Annotated in this window: 17 protein-coding genes; all 17 read left to right on the forward strand. The window is 35.7% G+C overall.

Annotation, left to right across the window (positions count from 1 at the left end):
* The first annotated feature begins 607 nt into the window (after positions 1–607).
* The 17 genes from BHF70_RS09060 (at position 608) to BHF70_RS09130 (ending at position 17956) form a co-directional block, all read left to right on the forward strand.
* Complete coding sequence (locus BHF70_RS09060; RefSeq protein WP_075759916.1) at positions 608–2242, forward strand: GH3 family domain-containing protein; 1635 nt, start codon at positions 608–610, stop codon at positions 2240–2242.
* Positions 2235–4760: an HD domain-containing phosphohydrolase gene (locus tag BHF70_RS09065; RefSeq protein ID WP_075759917.1), complete on the forward strand. Its 2526-nt coding sequence runs from the start codon at positions 2235–2237 to the stop codon at positions 4758–4760. The genes BHF70_RS09060 and BHF70_RS09065 overlap by 8 nt, the downstream gene beginning before the upstream one ends.
* A 964-nt stretch (positions 4761–5724) precedes the next feature.
* On the forward strand, positions 5725–6141 hold the full coding sequence (rpsL, locus tag BHF70_RS09070; protein ID WP_075759918.1) for a 30S ribosomal protein S12: 417 nt from the start codon (positions 5725–5727) through the stop codon (positions 6139–6141).
* Between the two features lie 234 nt (positions 6142–6375).
* Positions 6376–6846 (forward strand): 30S ribosomal protein S7, encoded by a 471-nt coding sequence (rpsG, locus tag BHF70_RS09075; protein ID WP_192846105.1) that lies wholly within the window; start codon positions 6376–6378, stop codon positions 6844–6846.
* A 69-nt stretch (positions 6847–6915) separates the two neighbouring features.
* The gene (gene fusA / locus BHF70_RS09080; RefSeq protein ID WP_075759919.1) at positions 6916–9027 is read left to right on the forward strand and encodes an elongation factor G; all 2112 of its coding nucleotides are present in this window, start codon (positions 6916–6918) and stop codon (positions 9025–9027) included.
* Between the two features lie 151 nt (positions 9028–9178).
* Positions 9179–10372, forward strand: a complete 1194-nt coding sequence (gene tuf, locus BHF70_RS09085; protein WP_075759920.1) for an elongation factor Tu — start codon at positions 9179–9181, stop codon at positions 10370–10372.
* A gap of 278 nt (positions 10373–10650) precedes the next feature.
* Positions 10651–11367, forward strand: coding sequence for a helix-turn-helix domain-containing protein (locus tag BHF70_RS09090; protein ID WP_075759921.1), 717 nt, complete (start codon positions 10651–10653; stop codon positions 11365–11367).
* A gap of 163 nt (positions 11368–11530) precedes the next feature.
* Positions 11531–12454 carry a hypothetical protein gene (locus BHF70_RS09095; protein ID WP_075759922.1) on the forward strand — a complete coding sequence of 308 codons (924 nt, stop codon included), beginning with the start codon at positions 11531–11533 and terminating at the stop codon, positions 12452–12454.
* Positions 12438–12965 carry a hypothetical protein gene (locus BHF70_RS09100; RefSeq protein ID WP_075759923.1) on the forward strand — a complete coding sequence of 176 codons (528 nt, stop codon included), beginning with the start codon at positions 12438–12440 and terminating at the stop codon, positions 12963–12965. The genes BHF70_RS09095 and BHF70_RS09100 overlap by 17 nt, the downstream gene beginning before the upstream one ends.
* 20 nt (positions 12966–12985) lie before the next feature.
* Positions 12986–13546 (forward strand): hypothetical protein, encoded by a 561-nt coding sequence (locus BHF70_RS09105; protein WP_083638392.1) that lies wholly within the window; start codon positions 12986–12988, stop codon positions 13544–13546.
* A gap of 209 nt (positions 13547–13755) precedes the next feature.
* Positions 13756–13971 (forward strand): hypothetical protein, encoded by a 216-nt coding sequence (locus tag BHF70_RS12775; protein ID WP_278277197.1) that lies wholly within the window; start codon positions 13756–13758, stop codon positions 13969–13971.
* Between the two features lie 3 nt (positions 13972–13974).
* Entirely contained in the window at positions 13975–14148 is a 174-nt protein-coding gene (locus BHF70_RS12780) for an ATP-binding protein (protein ID WP_442855743.1), read from the forward strand.
* Between the two features lie 11 nt (positions 14149–14159).
* Positions 14160–14507: an ATP-binding protein gene (locus BHF70_RS12785; RefSeq protein WP_442855744.1), complete on the forward strand. Its 348-nt coding sequence runs from the start codon at positions 14160–14162 to the stop codon at positions 14505–14507.
* 133 nt (positions 14508–14640) lie between these two features.
* Positions 14641–15012 (forward strand): TnpV protein, encoded by a 372-nt coding sequence (locus tag BHF70_RS09115; RefSeq protein ID WP_075759924.1) that lies wholly within the window; start codon positions 14641–14643, stop codon positions 15010–15012.
* Between the two features lie 126 nt (positions 15013–15138).
* A complete protein-coding gene (gene dcm, locus BHF70_RS09120) occupies positions 15139–16281 on the forward strand; it encodes a DNA (cytosine-5-)-methyltransferase (RefSeq protein ID WP_075759925.1) in 1143 nt (380 codons plus the stop codon).
* A complete protein-coding gene (locus BHF70_RS09125) occupies positions 16263–17504 on the forward strand; it encodes a type II restriction endonuclease (RefSeq protein WP_075759926.1) in 1242 nt (413 codons plus the stop codon). The genes dcm and BHF70_RS09125 overlap by 19 nt, the downstream gene beginning before the upstream one ends.
* A 2-nt stretch (positions 17505–17506) precedes the next feature.
* The gene (locus BHF70_RS09130) at positions 17507–17956 is read left to right on the forward strand and encodes a very short patch repair endonuclease (protein WP_075759927.1); all 450 of its coding nucleotides are present in this window, start codon (positions 17507–17509) and stop codon (positions 17954–17956) included.
* The last annotated feature ends 37 nt before the right edge of the window (positions 17957–17993 follow it).

Raw genomic sequence — 17993 nt, forward strand, 5'->3', positions numbered from 1 at the left:
CGGAAGGTATGACAAAGGATAAATAAAAATATGATATACATGATATTAGGCGTTTTGGCATTTGGACTGTTTTTTCTGTACGATATAAACAGTGTTTTATGGCAGGATAAGGTTTTGCATAAAAGTTTTTTTGCCGGTTGTATGATATTGGCAGTCTCTACTGTTTTATTTACCATCAAGTTTTTTTCCAGTGAAAAGATTCATATGATACAGTGGATATGTTTATTGCTCACGATTATTTCATTTCTGCTATTTATTTATACACTTTTTTTTGCCCTTCCTTTTGATAAAACCTATAGGGAGATGGAAGGTCCTGCTTGTGTATATACAGGTGGGATTTATTCGTTATGCAGGCATCCAGGAGTCCTTTGGATGTTTTTCTTTTATGTTTTTCTGGGAGGATTTTTAAATTCTTTCACAGTTATTTTAATTGGAATTGTATACAGCATTTTGAATATAGCATATGTAGTGCTTCAGGATTGCTGGACTTTTCCCAAAACACTTGCCGGATATGATGAATATAAAAACACAACACCTTTTCTTATTCCGACGAAGGATAGCATAAAAAAATGCTGGAATACAATATACTCCGGAAAGGGGAGAGATGATGAAGTTCGAAGAAAAGTTAAGAGAAAGGGATAGAAAGGAAATCTGGGATGAATATTGTGGATTTCTTGATCTTTCTATGGAAGATTATATGCACATTCAAAAACGTCTGTTAATGGAACAGATGTCTTTGTGGTGCAATTCAAAACTTGGACAGGATATTTTAGACGGTAAAATGCCGCGTGATATTGATGAATTTCGTCAAATGGTTCCTTTAACCACTTATGAGGATTATGCAGATGTTTTACTGTCGAAACAGAAAGAAATGCTGCCGGATGAGCCGATTATATGGATTCAGACCACATGGGAAGGCGGAAAACATCCTATAAAAGTTGCTCCTTATACAAGGAGTATGCTGGATACTTATACACATAACGTACTTGCCTGCCTGATTTTATCCACAAGTAATCAAAAGGGTGAATTTGATGTTAAAGTAACTGATAATATTCTATATGCATTGGCACCTCTTCCATATGCTACAGGTCTTTTTCCTCTCGCATTAAAAGATCAGATTAATATTGGTTTTCTGCCACCGGTGAAAGATGCTGTAAAAATGTCTTTTGGAGAACGAAATGTAAAAGGATTTAAAATGGGGCTAAGCGAAGGAATTGAATTTTTCTTTGGACTTGGCAGTGTAGCATATTTCGTAAGTCTGAGTATTGCAGACATGCAGAAAAAGAGTGGAGAAAAAAAGGGAATCATCGAAACGCTTTCTAAACTTTCTCCATCAATGATAATAAAGCTAATTCGTGCAAAACAAAAATGCCGAAAAGAAAATCGTCAGCTGAAACCAAAGGATTTATTTAAGCTGAAAGGATTTATGTGTGCAGGAACAGATAATTACTGTTATAAAGATGATCTTGAAGAATTATGGGGAGTTCGACCAATGGAACTCTTTGCAGGAACAGAGCCAACCTGTATCGGGACGGAAACCTGGACGCGCAATGGCATGTATTTCTTTCCGGATGCATGTTTTTATGAATTTATTCCGGAAAGTGAAATGGAAAAAAGTTTTATTGATCCGGAATACCAGCCAAAAACATTTTTAATGGATGAAGTTATACCTGGAGAAAAATATGAGATTGCTATTACAGTTTTAAAGGGCGGAGCTTTTGCGAGGTATCGTGTAGGCGATGTGTATCGGTGTGTAGGGCTTAAGAATAAAGAAGATGAGACAGTTATTCCTCGTTTTCAGTATGTGGATCGTATACCTACAATCATTGACATTGGAGGGTTTACACGAATTTCAGAAAATTCAATTTCGGATGTGATTCAGTTATCTGGTCTGCCGATTAAAAACTGGGTGGCTTTGAAAGAATATACAGAAAACAATCGTCCATATCTGCATTTATATGTGGAAATGGAAAAAGAAAGTCTGGAAACTATTGCGATCAACAAAGAAATCTTAAAAAATCATTTAAGTGTATATTTTAAATATTTGGATCAGGACTATAAAGATTTAAAGAGAATTTTAGGAATAGACCCACTGGAAATAACGATTTTAAAATGCGGGACTTTTGATAAATTTGAAAGCCGTGGAAAACAGCTGGTCAGGAGAGTGAATCCTCCTTATCAGGAAACAGCTGTTCTTTTGGAAGATTATGTAGCAGAAAGAGGAGGTATCAGCTATGAATAGTTTTTCGATTATTCCAATTACTGCTCTGATAGGATATGTATTCTTCTTAATGGCATTTGTGGCAGCAAAAAAAACAAAATTAATTAACTCATTTATTTATCTCCTGATCGTTATGATTGCCTGGACCGGTGGTTCTTTTGCCATGAGGCAAATGATGTGGCCTTCTGTAAGGTTCTGGTTTCATATATCACTGACCGGAATGTTATTTATGCCATTGGGCTTTTTAAATTTTATTGAGGAATTTCTTGCAGTTAACCGGACAAATAAGAAAATCTTATTTGTAATAACGACGGTGATTCTGGTAGTAAATGCAGCTACAGAATGGATTCTGGCAACACCGAGACCAATAGAAGATAACGGAAAAATTACTTTTGTTTATACGATGCATTGGCAGGTTGTGATTTTGTTTGCATTTTGTGTCATTGTAATTTTAAGAATGATGCAGGTGACGATTTTCTACTGGAAGAGAAACGATTTTGTAACAAAACAGCTGACTCCGATTTTGATAGGAATTCTGGTTCTTTTTGTGGGGCATGTTTGTCTGTTGTTACCATTTTTTCAAGGATTTCCTATAGACCTGCTATCTGGAATCATTAATATCATTTTTATTTTTTATGCACTGTATGCTAAGAGGATATGCAAGCTGACTCTTTTGATATCAAAAGGAAACTGCTATATTCTCTCTATGGGTCTTGTGGTAATTTTGTATTATTATATGGCAACGCCTTTAAAAGATTTTATTGTGGAAAATGTGTCAGAAAAATATTCTGGAATTATTATTATATTGATCGTCATGATTGTTTCAATGACATTTTATCATGCAATTCAAATGTTTTTTGATAAAATCTGTGAAAAAGAAGAACTGGCACAAACGGAAAATCTAAGAAAATTTAGTATGCAGGTATCTAAGTCCCTTAATATCAGAGGAATTCTGGATGCCATGGTTGAAGTAATCCAGAAAACGGTACAGGTTGAAAAGGTATATATCTGTATTGCAGATGATAATCATAATTATGAAGTATTTCATACAACCAGCAGACTGGACAGAAGGTCGTTGCGAATGTCAGAAGATCATCCGGTAGTACGATATTTACAGAATCATGATGGAAGTCTCCTTATGAAAGATTTTAAATGTACATCTTCCTATAAGTCCATGTGGGAAGATGAAAAAAGGCTTTTATCTGAATGGAAGATAGAGTGTTTTCTTCCGCTAAAAGATGAAGATGATCTTATTGGAATTGTCATGCTGGAACATAAAGAAAAGTATAAAGAATTTACATTTGAGGATCTTAATTTTCTGGAATCTGTTGAATCTATTTCTGCCATTGCAGTGAAGAATTCAAGGCTATATGAAAAAGCCTATGAAGAAGCCAGAAAAGATGAGCTTACAGGATTATACAACCGGAAATGTTTCTATGAGCTTTTGCACAGTGAATATATGAAATGTAAAAAAGATTCTCTGGCTTTGGTTATGGTGGATATTGATGATTTTAAACTTTATAATCAGCTGTACGGTAACCAGGAAGGAGATGCTGCACTGATAAGGGTTTCTGAGATTATCAGGGCTACAGTTGGAGAAAATGGATATGTTGCCCGATATGAGGGGAAAAGATTTGGAATCATTCTTCCGGGAAAGAATTTATATGAGGCAAAACATCTGGCAGAAAATATCAGCGGGCAGATCAGACAGATGAATTCCAATCGAAAGGATTATTCTTTCAGAGTATTGACAGTCAGCTGTGGAATCAGTGCAATTCCGTATTCAGCAGCTACAGAAAAAGAATTGATTCATAATACTGATATGGCTGTATATAATGTGAAACGTTCAGGGAAAAACGGTGTATTTATATATACAGAAGGAGAATCAAAACGAAGAACCGAAGGGAAACAGGAACAGAGAAAAAGTGCTTATAAAGAATATGCATCTACGATATATGCACTGACCGCTGCCATTGATACAAAGGATCACTATACGTTTAATCATTCCAAAAATGTGGCATATTATGCCGGTGAACTGGCGAAAATATACGGATTGGATCAAAATTGCATTGATATTGTGCGAGAAGCGGGACTACTGCACGATATAGGGAAAATAGGTATTCCCGAAAATATTCTTAATAAACCAGGCAAACTTACAGAAGATGAATATGAAATTATTAAAACTCATGTGGAAAATTCCATTGGAATCATAAGACATCTGCCATCTCTTGATTATGTAATACCAGCCGTTCTGGGGCATCATGAACGATATGATGGAAAGGGATATCCAAGAAGGATGAAGGGAGAAGATATCCCTCTGATGGGAAGAATGCTGTGCATTGCAGATTCTTTTGATGCTATGTTGTCAAAAAGAAGTTATAAAGATGGTTTCCCTCTTGAAAAAGTATTAAGAATAGTGGAAGAAGAAGCGGGAAAACAGTTTGATCCAAGATTGTCAGAGTTGTTGATACAGGCTGTCAGAGATGGAAGAATTAAATGCAGAACAAATGCGAAAAAGCACGAAGAATTAATGGAATAGAAAAGGCAGGTTTACAAAACCTGTCTTTTTTTGCCGGTAAAAAATTTTTCAATACCATATAAACTCTATATCAATTGAATGTAAATAAATTGAATTTACCAGGTGAAATCTTAAATAATCTGAATATACTTTTAATTTGACAAATTAATCAGAAATTGATATAATAAAGACAACAAAAAGAGATAAGTTTTTATAGAAAGGAGAAGTTGCCTAGAGTGCTCCCAGAGATTCGTGGTTAGAATCTTTAAAACCGGCAGTCGATCATCTGAGTATTGGAAAAGAGAAAGATGAGACTGACTTAACAAGATATTGTAATCCATAGGATGGATCATACAAGTCTTTGAACGGATAGAACGGTAAGGAGTCAACCTCATGGAGAAGGAGATACAAAGAGAATAAGAATCATAGATTTTCAGATACTTGAGCAGGTCGAAGAATCAAGGGAGAATCAAAACAATATCCAAACAGATAAGAAAGATTCTATGAGAATGAAAAAGGATTCAAAGATAAATAGAGTATAGAGAATCAGCAGGATTCAGAAAATCAGGAAAAGAAGATTTATCATTGTATCGACTGACCGGTGGAGCATTTAAAATCAGAACTCATAACAATTCTCCAAGGATAATGTTATTGGAAGGATCAGATGTAAAGAAATCGATCCAATGATAAGAAAATAGTGAGAAGACGGAAATAGCCATGAAAACAAAGAAGCTGCAGGAAGCGAAAGACAGAGTGTGACGAGAAAGCATTCTGTTAGCAGTAGGAAAGATGGCAGAGATTTTCCCGATATCCGCAAAATAAATTATTAAAAAAAGTACAATAATAATTCCGGAGAAAAGTATTGACAAAGACACGCTAGAGATTTATAATATCCTAGCGTGTCTTTTTAGAGGTTTAAAGAGACATGTGGAAACCAGGTGAATTTAAGTAACCACAGTAGAAAACATGTATGGAGGTGAAATCAATGCCAACTTTTAACCAATTAGTTAGAAAAGGGAGAAAGACATCTGTAAAGAAGTCTACAGCACCAGCACTTCAGAAAGGATTTAACTCTTTGAAGAAGAAATCAACAAATACAAGCTCTCCACAGAAGAGAGGTGTTTGTACAGCTGTTAAGACTGCAACTCCTAAAAAGCCTAACTCAGCTCTTCGTAAGATTGCCAGAGTTCGTCTTTCTAACGGAATCGAAGTAACAAGTTATATCCCAGGTGAAGGACATAACTTACAGGAACATAGTGTTGTTCTGATTCGTGGTGGTCGTGTTAAGGACTTACCAGGTACTCGTTACCACATCGTTAGAGGTACACTGGATACAGCTGGTGTAGCTAACAGAATGCAGGCTCGTTCTAAATATGGAGCAAAAAGACCTAAGAAAAAATAGAACAAAACTAAATTGGTACAAAGCAGCGTAAATATGCGCTACCTTGTATAGTTGTGCCGGAACTTTATTGTTTCCTACAAAAGGTTACAGGAGATATAAAAGTCCTGCACGAACATGCAATCAAAGTATACTCACGGAGTATTCCGTATTTTATGACCGACTCTGGGTCAGGTATGCTTCGCATAGTAATGTATGAGTACCGATGAATTAATTATTATTAAGGAGGGAAGAACCGTGCCACGTAAAGGACATATTGCGAAAAGAGACGTATTAGCAGATCCTATTTACAACAATAAGGTTGTGACAAAATTAATTAACAACATTATGTTAGATGGTAAAAAAGGAGTTGCTCAGAAAATCGTATACGGAGCATTTGCCCGTGTAGAACAGGAAACTGGTAAACCAGCTCTCGAAGTATTCGAAGAAGCTATGAACAATATCATGCCAGTTCTTGAAGTAAAGGCTAGACGTATCGGTGGAGCTACTTACCAGGTACCTATCGATGTAAGACCTGACAGAAGACAGGCTTTAGCACTTCGTTGGTTAACAACTTTCTCACGTAAAAGAGGAGAAAGAACAATGGAAGAACGTCTTGCAAAAGAACTTCTTGATGCTGCAAACAATACTGGAGCATCTGTAAAGAAAAAAGAAGATATGCACAAAATGGCAGAAGCAAACAAGGCATTCGCTCATTACAGATTCTAATCTTTTTCAAAGATTTATTGTGCGATTGTCGTGGATGCTTCCACGTAAAAACAATAGGAGGAAAAAACCTTGGCTGGAAGAGAATATCCATTAGAGAGAACCAGAAATATTGGTATTATGGCTCATATTGATGCTGGTAAAACAACATTAACTGAACGTATCCTTTATTATACTGGTGTTAACTATAAAATTGGTGATACTCATGAAGGTACTGCTACCATGGACTGGATGGAACAGGAACAGGAAAGAGGTATCACAATCACTTCCGCTGCTACAACATGTCACTGGACTCTTCAGGAAAACTGCAAACCAAAAGCAGGAGCTGAAGAACATCGTATTAACATTATCGATACTCCAGGTCACGTTGACTTTACAGTAGAAGTAGAACGTTCTCTGCGTGTACTTGATGGTGCCGTAGGTGTGTTCTGTGCAAAGGGCGGAGTTGAACCTCAGTCCGAAAACGTATGGCGTCAGGCTGACACATACAATGTACCAAGAATGGCATTTATTAATAAGATGGATATCTTAGGTGCTAACTTCTACGGTGCAGTAGACCAGATCAAAGATCGTTTAGGAGCTAATGCAGTTGTACTTCAGCTGCCAATCGGTAAAGAAGACGATTTCCAGGGAATCATTGATCTGTTTGAAATGAAAGCTTACATCTACAATGATGAAAAGGGAGAAGATATCTCCATTACTGATATTCCAGAAGATATGCAGGAAGATGCAGAACTTTATCATACAGAACTGATTGAAAAAATCTGTGAACTGGATGATGATTTAATGATGGAATACCTTGAAGGTGAAGAACCATCTATTGATGCTTTAAAAGCTGCATTAAGAAAAGCTACATGTGAATGTGAAGCTGTTCCTGTATGCTGTGGTTCTGCATATAGAAACAAAGGTGTTCAGAAACTTCTGGATGCAATTCTTGAATATATGCCAGCACCAACAGACATCCCAGCGATCAAAGGTGTGGATGAAGATGGTAACGAAGTTGAAAGACATTCATCTGATGATGAACCATTCTCAGCTTTAGCATTCAAGATTATGACAGACCCATTCGTAGGAAAACTTGCTTTCTTCAGAGTTTACTCTGGAACAATGAAATCAGGTTCTTATGTACTGAATGCAACAAAGAACAAAAAAGAACGTGTTGGACGTATCCTTCAGATGCATGCTAACAAACGTGAAGAATTAGATGTAGTATATTCTGGTGATATCGGAGCTGTTGTTGGATTTAAATCAACAACAACTGGTGATACTATCTGTGATGAACAGCATCCAGTTATTCTGGAATCCATGGAATTCCCAGAACCAGTTATCGACGTAGCGATCGAACCTAAAACTAAGGGAGATCAGGGTAAAATGTCTGAAGCCCTTGCAAAACTGGCTGAAGAAGATCCTACATTCAGAGCTCATACAGATCAGGAAACAGGACAGACAATTATTTCCGGAATGGGAGAACTTCATCTGGAAATCATCGTTGACCGTCTGCTTCGTGAATTTAAAGTAGAAGCTAACGTAGGTGCTCCTCAGGTAGCATACAAAGAAACATTTACAAAAGCTGTTGATGTTGATTCTAAATATGCTAAACAGTCTGGTGGTCGTGGACAGTATGGACACTGTAAAGTACACTTTGAACCTATGGATGCCAACGGAGAAGAACTGTTCAAGTTCGAATCTACAGTTGTTGGTGGATCTATTCCAAAAGAATATATCCCTGCAGTTGGAGAAGGTATCGAAGAAGCAGCTCAGTCTGGTATCTTAGGAGGATTCCCAGTACTTGGTGTTAAAGCTACAGTATATGATGGATCTTATCATGATGTCGATTCCAGTGAAATGGCATTCCACATCGCTGGTTCTATGGCATTTAAAGAAGCTATGCAGAAAGCAGGAGCTATCTTACTTGAGCCAATCATGAGAGTCGAAGTCACAATGCCTGAAGAATACATGGGAGATGTAATTGGTGATATCAATTCACGTCGTGGACGTATTGAAGGTATGGATGACATCGCCGGAGGAAAAATGGTTCGTGCATTTGTACCACTTTCTGAAATGTTTGGTTATTCAACAGACCTGCGTTCAAGAACACAGGGACGTGGTAACTATTCTATGTTCTTTGAAAAATATGAACCAGTACCAAAGAATGTTCAGGAAAAAGTACTTGCTGATAAATAAGAAATAACCCTATTTTCAAGAAAATAGGCTTGAAATCTTTAAGTAAATGAAATATAATCAAATTTAGGACAGCCCTTTTGGGGGCAACTATTTTGAAGTAGTAAAATCATTATTGTATTGCCCTAAGGGCGTAATAAGGAGGACATTTAAAATGGCTAAAGAAAAGTTTGAGAGAAGCAAACCTCATTGTAACATTGGTACCATTGGACACGTTGACCATGGTAAAACAACTTTAACAGCAGCAATCACAAAAACTCTTTCAGCTCGTGTAGAAGGAAACGCAGCAGTTGATTTCGAAAATATCGATAAAGCTCCAGAAGAAAGAGAACGTGGTATCACAATTTCTACAGCTCACGTTGAGTATGAAACAGAAAAACGTCACTACGCTCACGTTGACTGCCCAGGCCATGCTGACTACGTTAAAAACATGATCACTGGTGCTGCTCAGATGGATGGTGCTATCCTTGTAGTAGCTGCAACTGATGGTGTTATGGCTCAGACTAAAGAACACATCCTGCTTTCTCGTCAGGTAGGTGTACCTTACATCGTAGTATTCATGAACAAATGTGACATGGTAGACGATGAAGAATTATTAGAATTAGTAGAAATGGAAATTCGTGAATTATTAAATGAATACGAATTCCCAGGAGATGACATTCCTGTAATCCAGGGATCTGCTTTAAAAGCTCTTGAAGATCCTAACGGAGAATGGGGAGATAAAATCATGGAACTGATGGATGCTGTTGACAGCTATATCCCAGATCCAGAACGTGACACAGACAAACCATTCCTTATGCCAGTAGAAGACGTATTCTCTATCACAGGACGTGGTACAGTTGCTACAGGTAGAGTAGAAAGTGGTGTACTTCACGTATCTGACGAAGTTGAAATCGTTGGTATCAAAGAAGAAACAAGAAAAGTTGTTGTAACTGGTGTAGAAATGTTCCGTAAACTGTTAGACGAAGCTCAGGCTGGAGATAACATTGGTGCATTACTTCGTGGTGTTCAGAGAGATGAAATCGAAAGAGGACAGGTTCTTTGTCAGCCAGGATCAATCACATGTCATACAAAATTCACAGCTCAGGTTTACGTATTAACAAAAGATGAAGGTGGACGTCATACTCCATTCTTCAACAACTACCGTCCACAGTTCTACTTCAGAACAACAGACGTAACAGGTGTTATCGAATTACCAGAAGGAACAGAAATGTGCATGCCTGGTGATAACGTAGAAATGACTATCGAATTAATTCACCCAATCGCTATGGCTCAGGGATTATCTTTCGCTATCCGTGAAGGTGGACGTACAGTAGGATCAGGTAGAGTTGCATCTATCATCGAGTAATTAAAAATTATTCAGTAAATTCAAGGGTTTCGGAGATTTCTTCGAAACCCTTTTTACGTGCAGAAATAATAAAATTGAGTATAAGCGTTGCCAAAACGGTGCCGAACATAATAATTGTTATGATGTAAAATGTAAAATGTAAAGTAAAATAGTTTGACATTTACAAAATAGTGTGGTAATATATGGATACAAGAAAAAGTGTAACATCTAAATTTTGGTGTTGAAATTAAATAGTACAAGGAGACAAGCATCTGTTATTTGATGTTTAGATTGATTTAATGAATAATATAAAAGAATACCTTAAAACAATTGGTATATCAAAACAAGAATTTGCAAATGAGATAAAACTTTCAAGACCAACACTAGATGCGTATATTGCAGCATACGAAAATGGAGAAACAATTCCAAGAGAACGATATCAGATAATTTTTGATAATTTATTTGGTGAGGAATTGAAATTGGAAGCATTCCAAGAAACACTAAAGCGGTTAAAGAATCTCCTGGACAGAGATGAGAGATTAGGGACGGATAAATTGGATGCCAGAGCAGCAGATATGGTATCAAGATTAAAGGAAAGAATGCTCCAAGATATGGCCAAAGGAGATTGGAATCAATCTGTGTACGTATTTATTGATATGCTTATAACAAGTTATAGACAAAACGTTATTTTTGAAAAGCTAGCAGAGTATTTTACATATCTTAACAGAAGTGAATTGGATGATATTGCTAGTGATGACCAAATTCCATATTTTGCTCAATTCTACAGAGTGTTTGATACATTACTCAAGAATCCTTCATCATATGAAAAGACGGATTACGAAACGTTTATGAGAAGGCGGAAACAGTTAATTGAAGGCAGAAAAAAAGAGCAGGAACAGAAAGGGGAGAAAATTAAGAAATTAATTTTTGATACAGCCAAAGAACTGGAAGAAACAGGGCTTGTTGCAACAGATGCCGAAATATTAAAGGCAGTACTTGAGAAGTTACAGAAATAAAAAAGAAAACCGATCAAAACTATACATTTCGAACGGCTCTCTATGTGTTATAAACACTATTCGCACAGTTATTATAACCCAATAGAGATAATTTGACAATTGGAACGTATGTGCGAAAATCGGCTTTCTTTAAGTTATAAAAATAATTTAAGGAGGCTTTTTTATGAGATTAAAAGCATTAAGCCATTATAATGGCGACACGGATACTCGCTTTGGGGATTGTATCATGATAAGCAATTCTACACAGTTAATTGTATATGACTGTGGTCATAAAAAACATGTAGAAGCAGTAGGAGATTTTTTGAGAAATAATACTTCAGTTAAAGAAGTTCATATTGTTGTTTCTCACAATGATTCAGATCACACAGATGGAATTATTCCGCTAATAGATTATCTCGCGAGTGAAGGGTATGAAACGACAGTTTATACCTCTTTATACTTGAAACATGCATCCAAAGTAGAAAAGTTATTGGACGACGGTCGTAGAAGCAAAAAATCTATCTGTGATCACATTCTGGAAATATTTAACAATATTGCAGAGATTGTAGAAAAGGCACAAGAATATGGGTTTTCTGTTAAAAATGCAAGCAAAGGAGTTACTTTGGCAACGGCACAAATTGTAGGACCATTAGAAGATGAATTTGTTGAAGTGGTTGCTACGGCAATAGAAGAGGATGGAACCGGTACAATAAATGGTGAAACAGTGATGAATGCAGCGAGTGTACAATTAAAATTCTGCTTAGATAATCAGAATATAGTACTGCTTTGTGGAGATGCAGCACCTCAGTATTTAAAAAATCTAGATTCTTATGACATAATACAGTTTCCACATCATGGTCAGTATCAGGATGGTGTTGCAATTCTTGATTGTTTGGGGGATGCATCTTATAGTAAGAAATATTTGATATCGGATAATACCGGAAGTGGAAAAACTAGCGGTGGTTCAGCGGAATTGGTTGACTATATGAAAGAAGAAAATTATGAAGCTGCTTTTAATACTTTGAATGGGGTGGTTTCTTTACCTGTGAAATTAGCCTCTTCTTCAACAAGTTCAAAAGGAGTGCGTTTAGGTGTATTTTTTACTTAGTACAAATCCTGATATTATAGGGACAAAAGAGAATAGGATGGCACGACTCAAGTTTATTAATGATATAACAGGGGTTGTGCCTACTCCTTGGGAATATTTTAAGCTTTGCAATGAGGGAAAGCTATTTTTGATATGTAATACGTTTGATGGCTTAAACGGAATATATATTACGGCACATAATTATGAAGTTGTAGAAATATGCAGAACAGGATTTGTTTCTAATGTGAATTTTTTAGTTGCTAATACATGTGTATATAGAGAAAATCTTGATACAGACATATTGTGGTTGCTGAGACAGCAAAATAAGAATATAAGGCTTTGGTATGCGAAGCAAGACCTAGAACTTATATATGATCATGTTTTACGGAATACCAATCTATTAAGAGATGCTGGAACGTTTGGTTTTATGACTTCGAAATCGGATAGATTGATGTTTAAAAACCGGAAAAAGGGATTTGAAACAGCATTAAAATTGTCTTTTGATAGGGTTTCCGGACTGTACGGAGTTTGATGAAGGAAAGGAGATAAGTCGTGGAAGAAATAGGAAAATGTATGTTATTAAAGATATCATCTTATAATATCTTTAATAATTTTTTTCCAGGAATTGCTTTTTGCTATATGGTTAAATATTTAACGAATTATGAACTGGACACAGGAAGTGTTTGGGAGAATTTATTTATATATTATTTCTGGGGACTAATCATTAGTCGTATTGGTTCTGTAGTAATTGAAAATATATTGTTAAAAATAAAAATAAAAAACAAAGAAAGTAAGTTAAAAGAAAATTACATAAATCGTGCTCCATATGAAGAATATAGTAGAGCATCGGAAAAATATTCTTTTATAAAAATTCTCAATGAAACTAATAATGTGTATCGTACAATGGTTAGTACTTTTGCTTGTGTTTTAATAATTAAAATATATGAAGTATTATCAGTATATTGTGTCAAATTATTTGGACAAATAGGAATGGTATTCCAAATATTGTTTTTAGCTGTAGGGATAATTCTCTTTATAATGAGCTATAAGAAACAAACGGATTATATAAGAAAAAGAGTTCAAGATTATATGATTCAAGAAGATAAAAAGTAAATACTTTTCAGTTATGAATATAAAGGATAAATCTCGACTCCAGTGAATATTTTATTCACTGGAGTAATTTTTTCTTCAAATGTTTTAAATAATTCTTCTTGAAATCTCTGATATTATCAAAAAAGTCCATTTCGGAATGGGAGAATGATTTATGCTCTGCCTTTTCGGCAAGAAGTTCCATCTTAAAATGATAGGAAAGGTTTATGATTATGAGTAACAGTACATACAATCAGTTAACGGCAAATCTGGATTTGCAAAAATTATCACAAATGAAACTACATCTTGATGAAAATCGGGATTTTGTAACAGCCAATGGATTATCCTTTACGGAAGGGCTGTTAAAACTCAGCAATTATGAAGTGGATTTTAAAGAACAGAATGCTTCCAGATCAATGATAAAGGCTGCAGCATTTCCTTTTGTATAAGAACTGAAAGATTACGATTTCGAATTTCAGCCAAGCGTAAATGAACAGGAAATGAGAGAACTTGCAAGTCTCGGTTTCCTTGAAAAGAATGAAAATATCGTATTTCTGGGACCGAGTGGAGTCGGAAAGACACATTTAGCAACTTCCATCGGTATTTCCGCCGCAAAAAACGGGTAAGCACGTAATTTATAAAGTGCAATGATCTGCTTCAACAGCTAAAAAGAGTCAAACTAGAAAACAGACTTGATGCAAGATTAAAGCATTTTTGCCATTATCGACTGCTCATAATTGACGAGCTGGGATATCTGCCTATTGATAAAGAGGATTCAAATCTGTTTTTTCAGCTTATAAATATGTGCTATGAAAGAAAAAGCACAATATTAACAACAAATATGAACTTTAATGAGTGGGATGGCATATTTTATGACGCAGTCGTTACAAATGCAATAATGGATAGGATTTCGCACCATTCGCATGTAATCCCAATATCTGGTAAATCAAACAGATTAAAGGATCATTTAAGACAAACAGATTAATTGTACATTTTTATATAATATTTTTTGTACATTAGGTCTTGACATTTGAATAGGCTGAGAAAAAGAGAGAGATGGAAAATCAGCAACGGAAGAAAAATAAAACAAAAAGACAGAGGAATGGAGTTGTAAGGATATGAAAAAACATATTTATGATGAAAAGAATGGATTAAGTTATACACTGCATGGAGATTATTACCTGCCGGATCTTGTAATTAACGAGGAAGAACCAATATATGGAAAATATGGAATGTTGCGAAAACAGTTTCTGAAAGAACACAGACCGGTAAGATACCAGTATTTACTGATGACCGGGAAGCTGACAGCACATCTGAATGCAGTTGGCCGGGAAGCAAGAGAGCAGGTAGAGATATTGATGAAACAGATGTCAAAACAGCAGGTGGTCACCGAAGAATTGAAGATTAAAAATCAGATGGAGTGGGTGGAGAAAATGAACAATATAAAGAGTGCTATGGAAGAAATTGTATTAAAAATTATATATTCATAGCAATAATAAATAATTTGAAAGAACAAGCAAACGAAAGTATGTTCGCATTTTCGCTTGATTTTTAAATTGCTCTCGAGTATAATAGGGAAAAAACAGGTACAAATATATTCCCAGGAGTGATGAACTATGAGACAGGTACATATAAGAGTAGATGACGAACTGTATAATGAATTGAATTCATATTCAGAAAAAAATGAATTAAGTATGCAGGATTGTGTCAGAGAAGCGGTAGCATATTATATGAGTGATGTGAAAAAAAAGAAGAACATAGGAAAAGAGAAAAAATTTACATTTATTGATCTTTTTGCAGGAATCGGTGGGATGCGTATTGCCTTTGACCGGGCAGGCGGACAATGTGTGTATTCAAGTGAATGGAATAAGTACAGCCAGCAGACCTATTTTGCAAATTTCGGGGAACAACCGGAAGGAGATATTACAAAAGTTAATGCAACAGATATTCCGGATCACGATATTCTGGTTGCAGGATTTCCGTGTCAGCCTTTTTCAATAGCAGGTGTATCAAAGAAAAACAGTATGGGCAGAGCTACCGGGTTTGAAGATAAAACACAGGGAACGCTGTTCTTTGATGTTTGCAGGATACTGAAAGAGAAAAGACCAAAAGCATTTATGCTTGAAAATGTTAAAAATTTATGCAGTCATGACAAAGGAAGAACATTTCAGGTAATCAAAGAGTCACTGGATGAATTAGACTATGAAATTTTTTATAAAGTACTGGACGGACAGAATTATGTTCCTCAGCACAGAGAAAGAATACTGATTGTGGGATTTGACAGAGAACGATATGGAGACAAAATTGATTTTGAATTTAATCTTACACCACGCATTCCGAAACCGGTTATGAAAGATATTCTTGATAAAGAAGTTGCAGATAAATATACATTATCTGATAAATTGTGGACATATCTGCAAAATTATGCAGCAAAGCACAGAGCTGCTGGTAATGGGTTTGGATATGGAATAGCACCGTTGGATGGAGTATCCCGGACATTGAGTGCAAGATATTATAAAGATGGATCTGAAGTACTTATTGCCCAGGAAGGGAAAAATCCCCGGAGACTGACTCCGAGAGAATGTGCAAGACTGCAGGGATTTCCGGATACATTTAAAATTCCTGTTTCGGATACACAGGCATATAAGCAATTTGGTAATTCTGTAGTAGTTCCTTTGATAGGGGAAGTTGCAAAGTTGATTGTAAATGAAATCGACAGATTAGATAAAGAAGGTGCGGAATGGAAACGGGTTATTTAAATAAATACTTTTCTGGTGTGATTGTAAAAAGACTATCTGAAGTTGAAGCTAACATTGAAAGCAGTAATCAGCACGAGCTTAATGGAAATAAAGCTATGCGGCAGATATTAGGAACAGATATTCAAAGAAGGGAATTTGATGCGATATTTTTATATATGGATGATGATTTTACTATAGACGCATCCGGGAAAATGACGTGGTACGATTCGAGGTATAATAATCCAAAAAGAACAGAGTGGAGATTTTATTTTCCAACAACAGAAGTATCAAAACGCGCTAAAGCGGGAGACAGTCTTTTTATATGTAAAAAAACAGATGATACATTACTTATGATTATTGCAAAGAAAGACAGTACAATAGAAAATCAGTTGTACTGGTTATTTGATTTGAATGAAAAAGATGCAGACAGATTTATTGGGAGAACTGAGTTTAGCAGTGGGGACAAACAAATTGAATTTGCAGTCAGAATGATTTTAGAGCAAATAGGAATTGAGTATGAGGATCGGAGTATAGAATCTTATCTTGAACCAATGTTAAATCAATTCAATGGATGTTTTCCAACTACAAGGGAGTTTTCTGCATATGCACGAAATACTATTACTGATGTAGATCCTGTAGAAAATCCAGATGATACCTTGCTTAAATGGGTGAACCGAGAGGAAGCATTATTTAAATTGCTGGAACAATATTTGATAAAAGAGCGAATTCAACAGGGATTTAAAATTGGTGAAGAGGTTGATGTGGATGCATTTATTCAATTTTCTCTTTCTGTGCAGAATCGAAGAAAAAGCAGAGCCGGATTATCCTTGGAAAATCATATAGAAGCATTGCTTAGAGAACAGAATATAGTGTATTCGCACACCCCGATTACAGAAGATAAATCCAAACCAGATTTTATTTTTCCCAATATAGAAGCGTATAGAGATAAGACATATCCGGAAATAGAACTGACAATGTTGGGGGCAAAAAGTACATGTAAAGACAGATGGCGACAAGTATTATCTGAAGCGGAGCGAATAGAGCGAAAACACTTGCTGACCCTTGAATCTGCAATAAGTGAAAACCAGACTAATGAAATGATTAATAAAAAGTTGCAACTGGTGTTGCCTTTACCAATTCATAAAACATATACATTAAAACAGCGAGCATGGCTTTATTCAGTGAAAATGTTCATGGAAGAAGTAAAAGAAAAGCAGAAATTTTATGAAAGAAAGCAGAGATAAACATGGATATCAAGAGTCCGGAAGAACGCAGCAAAAACATGGCAGCAATACATTCAAAGAACACAAAACCGGAAATATATCTGAGAAAATTGTTGTTTGCTAAAGGTTACAGATATGGAGTGAATTCAAAAAGTGTGCCGGGACATCCAGATATATATATGAAAAAATATAATACAGCAATTTTTGTACATGGATGTTTCTGGCACAGGCATGAGGGATGCAAATATGCTTATATCCCTAAATCTAGGGTGGAGTTCTGGCAGAAAAAATTTGATGTTAATGTGAAGAGGGATGAAATTGTTCGAAAAGAATTGATTGATAAAAAAGTCAAAATGGTAATTGTATGGGAATGTACAATAAAGAAAATGAAGAAGAATAAACAAACAGAGCAGGAAATAATAGCTCTGATAGAAAAGTTTCTATTTTCTTCGGATGGCGAACTTGTAATATAAAATGGATTCTATTACTAGAATTCATTTTATATTACGG

Source organism: Anaerostipes sp. 494a (assembly GCF_001940315.1).
GTDB lineage: Bacteria > Bacillota > Clostridia > Lachnospirales > Lachnospiraceae > Anaerostipes > Anaerostipes faecalis.

What these genes read in the sequence shown, in the direction of transcription:
- BHF70_RS09060 (WP_075759916.1), top strand. Translation starts at nt 608, where the DNA reads ATGAAGTTCGAAGAAAAGTTAAGAGAAAGGGATAGAAAGGAAATCTGG.
- BHF70_RS09065 (WP_075759917.1), top strand. Translation starts at nt 2,235, where the DNA reads ATGAATAGTTTTTCGATTATTCCAATTACTGCTCTGATAGGATATGTA.
- rpsL (WP_075759918.1), top strand. Translation starts at nt 5,725, where the DNA reads ATGCCAACTTTTAACCAATTAGTTAGAAAAGGGAGAAAGACATCTGTA.
- tuf (WP_075759920.1), top strand. Translation starts at nt 9,179, where the DNA reads ATGGCTAAAGAAAAGTTTGAGAGAAGCAAACCTCATTGTAACATTGGT.
- BHF70_RS09090 (WP_075759921.1), top strand. Translation starts at nt 10,651, where the DNA reads ATGAATAATATAAAAGAATACCTTAAAACAATTGGTATATCAAAACAA.
- BHF70_RS09095 (WP_075759922.1), top strand. Translation starts at nt 11,531, where the DNA reads ATGAGATTAAAAGCATTAAGCCATTATAATGGCGACACGGATACTCGC.
- BHF70_RS12775 (WP_278277197.1), top strand. Translation starts at nt 13,756, where the DNA reads ATGAGTAACAGTACATACAATCAGTTAACGGCAAATCTGGATTTGCAA.
- BHF70_RS09115 (WP_075759924.1), top strand. Translation starts at nt 14,641, where the DNA reads ATGAAAAAACATATTTATGATGAAAAGAATGGATTAAGTTATACACTG.
- dcm (WP_075759925.1), top strand. Translation starts at nt 15,139, where the DNA reads ATGAGACAGGTACATATAAGAGTAGATGACGAACTGTATAATGAATTG.
- BHF70_RS09125 (WP_075759926.1), top strand. Translation starts at nt 16,263, where the DNA reads ATGGAAACGGGTTATTTAAATAAATACTTTTCTGGTGTGATTGTAAAA.
- BHF70_RS09130 (WP_075759927.1), top strand. Translation starts at nt 17,507, where the DNA reads ATGGATATCAAGAGTCCGGAAGAACGCAGCAAAAACATGGCAGCAATA.